Annotated in this window: 6 protein-coding genes; 3 read left to right on the top strand and 3 right to left on the bottom strand. The window is 56.2% G+C overall.

The annotated features are described in order from the left end of the window. From GXX82_06230 to GXX82_06220, 3 genes are all read left to right on the top strand, one after another. Positions 1–698 (top strand): thiolase family protein (locus tag GXX82_06230; protein NLT22626.1); only part of this gene is annotated, 698 nt, incomplete at its 5' end. 111 nt (positions 699–809) lie between these two features. After that, positions 810–1,430, top strand: a complete 621-nt coding sequence (locus tag GXX82_06225; protein NLT22625.1) for a hypothetical protein — start codon at positions 810–812, stop codon at positions 1,428–1,430. Next, a complete protein-coding gene (locus GXX82_06220) occupies positions 1,409–2,941 on the top strand; it encodes an SH3 domain-containing protein (GenBank protein ID NLT22624.1) in 1,533 nt (510 codons plus the stop codon). Before GXX82_06225 ends, GXX82_06220 begins: the two co-directional genes overlap by 22 nt. A gap of 149 nt (positions 2,942–3,090) precedes the next feature. On the opposite strand, the gene selB is transcribed toward GXX82_06220, so the two are convergent. The 3 genes from selB to GXX82_06205 form a co-directional block, all read right to left on the bottom strand. Further along, positions 3,091–4,983: a selenocysteine-specific translation elongation factor gene (gene selB / locus GXX82_06215; GenBank protein NLT22623.1), complete on the bottom strand. Its 1,893-nt coding sequence runs from the start codon at positions 4,981–4,983 to the stop codon at positions 3,091–3,093. A 289-nt stretch (positions 4,984–5,272) separates the two neighbouring features. Next, positions 5,273–6,064, bottom strand: coding sequence for a DNA adenine methylase (locus GXX82_06210; GenBank protein ID NLT22622.1), 792 nt, complete (start codon positions 6,062–6,064; stop codon positions 5,273–5,275). 184 nt (positions 6,065–6,248) lie between these two features. Next, the gene (locus GXX82_06205) at positions 6,249–6,596 is read right to left on the bottom strand and encodes a hypothetical protein (protein NLT22621.1); all 348 of its coding nucleotides are present in this window, start codon (positions 6,594–6,596) and stop codon (positions 6,249–6,251) included.

Raw genomic sequence — 6,596 nt, 5'->3', positions numbered from 1 at the left:
TCGCCAAGCTGGAAGGATTCACCAAGGAACAGTCCGACGCAGTCGTGCTTCGGCGTTATGAGCAGTACATGATGTCACAGGCAAATGATCGGGAATTCCAGAAGAAGTACATGTTCCCCGCGGAAGTCAAAGTCTCGAAAAAGAAGACCGTGCTCGTCGAGCTGGATGAGGGTGTTACCCCTACGACAGCCGAAGGTCTCGCGAAGCTCGGCCCCGCGGAAAAGGGTGGGATCCACAGCTTTGGCGCCCAGACATTCCCCGCGGACGGCAACGTCGGCTTCATCGTGACCAATCGGGAGAAAGCAAAAGAGTTGAGCGCCGATCCCAAGGTCGAGATCCAGGTTGTCTCCTACGGTTTTTCCCGCGTCAACCCCGGCTTCATGGCCTCCGCACCGGTACCGGCCGCAGAGATGGCCCTTGCCAATGCCGGCCTCAAGATCACCGACATGAAGGCCATTAAGAGCCACAACCCCTTCACGACCAACGACCTCAACTTCGCAAAGAAGTTCAATATCGACGTCATGAAGATGAACAACTACGGTTCCTCCCTGATCTACGGGCATCCCCAGGCCCCGACGGCCGGCAGGATCATCGCCGAGATGCTCGAGGAGATGGTCTTGATCGGTGGCGGCTATTGTCTCTGGGCAGGCTGCGCAGCCGGCGACACCGGCGCATCCATGATCTTCAAGGTTGGTTAACATCTGAGTCAGCATAGTGCGAACCGCCCCCCTGACAACGGGGGGCGGTTTTTTTGTTGTTCATGTATTTTGTTTGACGGTGCCGCAAAATAGTGTAAAATCATCACCAACATGCTCAGGAGATACGTCGCCTTAGCCCTGCTCGCCGCGCTGATCTTTCCCTTCGGTGTCGCCCTTGCCAAGGATTATGTCGTCAGGAAGATAATCGATGGCGACACCGTTCAGCTCGAATCGGGGGAGATCGTCAGGTACATCGGGGTCGCCACCCCGGAGCTTAACAGAAAGGAAGGTGGAGCCGAGTTCTACGCCAGGCAGGCTGTGGGCTATAACAAGAGACTCGTCTTCATGAAAAAGGTCAGGTTGGAATTCGACGCAAAGAAGAAGGACGAAAAGGGAAATCTCCTGGCCTACGTCTTCGTCAAGAAGACCTTTGTCAACGCCGAGCTCATCAGGAATGGCTATGCCCGGGCGGATGTCTCCGGCCCCAACGTCAAGCACAGGGATGCCCTCCTCGACGCCGAAAGAAAGGCAAAGGCCGATGACAGGGGCATATGGTCGGAGAAGAAGCAGGACACGGAGAAGCATTATGTCGGCAACAAGCGGACGTTCGTCTTTCACAGGCCAACGTGCAAGATGATTGAAAAGATCCCTGAGAAATCCAGAATTATCTTTCATAATAGGAGCGATGCTATTAAAATAGGTTACGTACCATGCAAGATCTGCAAGCCATGACCGAGGAGTATCTCAGGTACTGGGGCCTCGACCACCATCCGTTCCTTCTCGCTCCCGACGGAAACATGATGTGTGTGACAGGACAGTACTTCGAGTGCTTCGAGCGCCTGAAGTATGCGATAAACACGAACAAGGGCGGCGTTGTCGTCGCATCCGAGGATGCGGGACTCGGCAAGACCACCATCCTTCTCAAGCTCATCGACGAGATGAAGGCCGAGTACGGTTCCCATTTCCGATACGCCTTCGTCGATCACCCGACGCTCACGGCGGATCAGATGATCGGCCAGATCACAGGCCTGATCACCGGGGAGGCACCGGCAGATGACAAGCTGAAGAACCTCACGATCCTCAAGAACGCCCTTGTCGCGGCACGCGATGAGGGCGGCAAGAACATCATCGTGATCGATGAGGGCCAGATGCTCTGCGAGGCCCGCAACGTCCTCCAGGAGCTCCGGGTACTCATCAATCTCACCCACAACAACGAGTACCTCCATACCTTCATCCTCTCCGGCCAGAAGGCGCTCTGGGACACCCTGCAGGAGATGCCCGAATTCTGGCAGAGACTGCCCGTCCGTTACTACTTCACTCCGCTGAGATTCGACGAAACACGGGAATTGATCAGGTACCGCCTCAACAAGGCCGGCCTCGATGTCGCCCGGGAGATATTCGCCGAGGATGCCATCGAGATCATCCACAAGTACTCCAAGGGTCTGCCCCGGACCATCATCGCCGTGTCCGACCTCGCCCTTCTCAACGGCTACAACGACAAGACCCGGAAGATAGGCTTCAAGGAGGTTTCCAAGGCCATCAACTCCATGAGCGGAAGGGGGGAGAGTCTGCCCTACATCGTTGCCGACAGGGGGGAGGCGCCGAAAGAAACCCTGAAAGCACCGAACGATACCGCCGCGCCGGCTGGAACGCGCAGTCCGGCACCTGCTCTGGAATATGTTTCGCACAGCGCCCGCGAGACCTTCTTCAGCTCCGACTCCCGTCAGTACCTGAGGCCCGTATTGATAACATTGCTCATACTGCTCTTCATCTTCATCGGAGCGGCGGGATACCGTTTCGTCCTTGCCACGAAACAGCCCCAGAACACTGTTATCATAAAAGAGGTGCAGAAACCGGAGGCCCCGAAGGAACCGGTCGTCGAGAACGCGCAAACAAAGGATCAACAGGAGACCACCGAGGTCAAACCCCAGGTGCAGGCGCCCATTGAGGCTCCCCCCGAGGCGGCTCCCGAAAAGGATGTGATAGCCGCCTTCAAGGAAGAGATGAAGAAGAAGAACGAAACGTCCCGGAACCGTGTCGCCGTCGTCAAGGCGCCGGCCGCCAACGTCCGCAGCGGTCCCGGCATAGAGTCCCCGCGGATCCTCACCATCGTCCAGGGCGAGATCCTGCCCATCCTCGATGAACGCGGCGACAGCACGGGAATGAAGTGGTACAAGGTAAGCCTCTACGGCAACCGAACAGGCTGGATCGCCTCCCAGGTAGCAACGGCAACAACAAAGTAAAGACCGTTTTAAGTCTTAGGTTTTAGGTTTTAGGTAAAAAGACAAAAGAAAGAAACCAGCCTGACGGGGATTGTCTGGCATCAAGCGGCAGGTGTCGAGTCCCGGTGCTTCCCGGTCTTTTACCTAAAACCTAAAACCTAAAACGGTCTTTATCCCCTTAATACCCTCTTGTCTCCCTTCCTGATCGTGAGTTTGATCTGGTCGAGGTATTCGAGGAGGGGTATGAGGAATTTTCGTGAGAGGTTGAGCTCCGATTTGAAGTCTGAGGGACCCATTTCCTGGTGATCGCGGAGATAGTTCGCCGCCTTTTCCTTCACCTCTTCGATCATGTCCCTGTGGAAGTACATGTCCTGGCCAACCTTCACCACTCCCCCCGTGAAGGCAAGGCGCTCGAGAAGCTCCCGCGCATTCTTCTCGGTGACCCCCACGATCCCCGCGAGGTCTTTCAGACCGGGAGGGGTGAATCCCGCCGTAAGGAGGGCATCGAGAACACGCTTTTCAAATTCGTCCGTCTGGCTGGTGCCCCGGGCGTGGTCCCGGGACCGGACGCGGTCTTTCTCGACGACGATAAGCCCGGCGGCTACACACACATCGAGGGCCGACTGAAACACCTGGACGTCGGTGGCGGGAAGACGTGATCGCAACTCTTCCTTCGAGATGCCGATCTTCAGGGGGTTTGCCTTGTGGTACTCCCCAACGAAGGCAACAACCTTCTCCCGGTACGCGTCGAAATAATCCTTGTGCAGGTATGTCTTCCCGACAAGGGTCGCGATCGCTTCCTTCCGGAGAACCTCTCCCACTCTCTCTATGGAAGGAATATCCTTTCCGGTGAGTATGGACAGGTTCTGCTGCCTGACCCCCTGAAAACCACCCTTCAAGACATGATACGCCGCCTTCTCAAGGTCCGTCCCCTTGCTGAGAACGTGGTACGCTCTCCCGAGCTCGCCCGTCTTTCTCTTGTGTCTCGCGGGCATGATGTCGAGAACCTTCCCCCCGCCCACCGTCTGGATGGCGTACGAACCGCGCAGGATGAATCTGTCACCGGGAAGAACGACGATGGGTCTCTTGAAGACGAATTGCACGAAGAGCTCCTGTCCCGGCTCTATCTGGTCGCTTTCAAGCAGCACGAGACGTGCCTCCTCCTGTGTCGTGGCGATATGAAAGCGCAGTATGCTGTCGTGGCGTATCGGTTTCATGGGAAGCTTCAAAAGGCGCAGCGAGGCATCGATGCGCGACGTCAGCAGGAGCGTGTCGGGACGAGCCACCATACTTCCCCTTTCCACATCCTGCCTGTCAAGTCCCTGAAGGTTGAAGGCGATCCTCTGTCCGGCGCTGGCCTCTTTCACGTCCTCGTGATACGCCTGTATGCTGCGAACCCTGGCTTTCCTGCTGAAAGGGAACAACTCCACTTCCTCCCCAACGGAAAGATGTCCGGAAATACAGGTCCCCGTGACAATGGTCCCCATCCCTCGAAGGGTAAACACCCTGTCGACAGGCAGCCGGAAGATCCCCTCTCTCGATCTCTCTTCGATTCCCGTCGACAGGTCACGGAGCATGCCCTTAAGGAGATCGAGGTTCTCTCCCGTCGTCGCGGACACCGCCACCACGGGGGCATTCTCCAGCGCCCTGCCCTTGAGAAAATCCCTGACATCCTCTTCCACGAGCTCGACCATTTCCGCGTCGACGAGGTCTTTCTTGGTTATGACGACGATCCCCTTCGTGAGCCCCAGGATCTCGCATATATCCAGGTGCTCCCGCGTCTGCGGCATAACCCCTTCGTCAGCGGCAACAACAAGAAGCACCGTATCGATGCCCCAGGCGCCAGCCACCATGTGACGTACGAATCTTTCATGACCGGGGACATCGACGATACCGACAAGCAGATCCTCATCCAGGCGCCAGTGGGCAAAACCAAGCTCCGTGGTAATGCCCCTCTCCTTCTCCTCCTTGAGACGATCGCAATCGATGCCCGTAAGCGCCCTGATCAGGGTCGTCTTACCGTGATCGATATGCCCCGCGGTACCTACGATTATACGTTTCATGACAGGGTAAGACTATACCACGAATGGGGCGCGCAGGGAAAGGGGGGAAAGGCAGTTCAAGGTTCAAGGTTCAAGGTTCACGGAAAAGGTCGCGAAGGGGGGTGGTTTGCACAATTCGCACACCGGCCGAAGGCATCCGGCGTTCTTTCCTTTTTACTCTTGAACTCTTGAACTTTTGAACCCTTGAACCGTTTCTATCCCCCGTCCCCCATCACCCATCTTGTAGCCGCGTGCGATAATTGAGTAGCAAATAACGTTATAACTAACCTTTGAAAATTATTTGATACTGTCAAATCGCGCTTGATTCTGATGGCAGTTCGTAGTTTCGGATCAGGAGCTCTGTGACCCTCTGCTGCTTGTCCGCTCCCGAGATGGTATAGCTCGTCTTAACCTCCTCGATCAAGAATGTTTTGAAGACCTCCCGAATCTCGGGAACGTCATTGATAGACAGAACAAACTGTCCACTGATCCCGGTGAGAACGTCCCGAAGTCGCCGATAGTCTTCCCTGTCGAATATCCCCTTCCCATAATCCTCTTCACACCCGTAATAGGGCGGATCGATGTAGAAAAAGGTCTCAGGGCGATCGAAACGTTCAATGAGCCGTTGATAGGTCATGTTCTCGATATAGACCCTGGATAGACGCAGGTGGGCTGCGGAGAGCTCCTCCTCGATTCTGAGGAGGTTGAGCGATGACGGCCTGGTGGGCCCGACGCTGAACGTCTGTCCGACGAGCTTGGCTCCATACCCCGTCCTCATAAGATAGTAGAACCGCACCGCCCTCTGGATGTCCGTCAGGGTCTCCGGGTTTTCGGCCTTGAACCGGGCAAATTCCTCTCTGGCCACGAGGATCCATTTGAGATAACGGATGAACTCCTCGAGATGATGCTTGATGACCCGGTACAGTGTGACCAGGTCCTTGTTGATGTCGTTTATGACCTCTACCTTCGACTCTTCCTTTTTGAAAAGGAGCCAGGCGGCCCCGGCGAATACCTCGCAGTAGCAGGTGTGTTCCGGGATCCTGGGGATGATTCTCTTCGCGAGAAGCGACTTGCCGCCGTAATACGATAAGAAACTTTTCATGGGTTAGCCCTCCTATATCAAATAGAGTTTGATTTTACCGGGGGTTCCCTGCTACATTCTTTGCTCTGGTTTACTCTCGAGCATAATTCAAGTCCTATGGCGGATGGTAGCGGGTTATCCCGTCAAGCGCGCTAACGCTTGTCTGAGGGAGGGCTAACTCCCTTGGGTACTGTCCGCCTCTCCTTTATGTCCCTTCCGGGTATGCCGGCATTCCGGGCAGCTCCGTCGCCGATGAGGTCCCGGAGACGATCGCCCTTAGTTCCGTCCGGTATGTCTGCCAGGTCCCGGGGACCGCCACGGCGTTTTCGTAGCACCGCAGGATCGTGATGTCCGACCTGTCGAGGGCCTCCTGGGCCGAGACCTTCAGGGCCGCGGCAGCCCTTGCGGCGATGTATGACGCCTCGTGAAGTGTCTCGATGTCGGGCAGAATGTCCCCGTCGGCGATGGTTTCCCCCGGAGCCGGGGTATAGTCATCGGCCACGAACCTCAGATCGTGAGCCTGGCCGTCTGTTAGAATGTAGGCGTATTTCAT

Source organism: Syntrophorhabdus sp. (assembly GCA_012719415.1).
GTDB lineage: Bacteria > Desulfobacterota > Syntrophorhabdia > Syntrophorhabdales > Syntrophorhabdaceae > Delta-02.
The sequence above is the reverse complement of the archived record's forward strand: the minus strand, read 5'-3'. Positions and strand labels throughout refer to the sequence as shown.

Excerpts from the sequence above, each read along its gene's own strand:
- GXX82_06210 (NLT22622.1), bottom strand. The coding sequence starts at position 6,064 with ATGAAAAGTTTCTTATCGTATTACGGCGGCAAGTCGCTTCTCGCGAAG.
- GXX82_06220 (NLT22624.1), top strand. The coding sequence starts at position 1,409 with ATGCAAGATCTGCAAGCCATGACCGAGGAGTATCTCAGGTACTGGGGC.
- GXX82_06205 (NLT22621.1), bottom strand. The coding sequence starts at position 6,596 with ATGAAATACGCCTACATTCTAACAGACGGCCAGGCTCACGATCTGAGG.
- GXX82_06225 (NLT22625.1), top strand. The coding sequence starts at position 810 with ATGCTCAGGAGATACGTCGCCTTAGCCCTGCTCGCCGCGCTGATCTTT.
- selB (NLT22623.1), bottom strand. The coding sequence starts at position 4,983 with ATGAAACGTATAATCGTAGGTACCGCGGGGCATATCGATCACGGTAAG.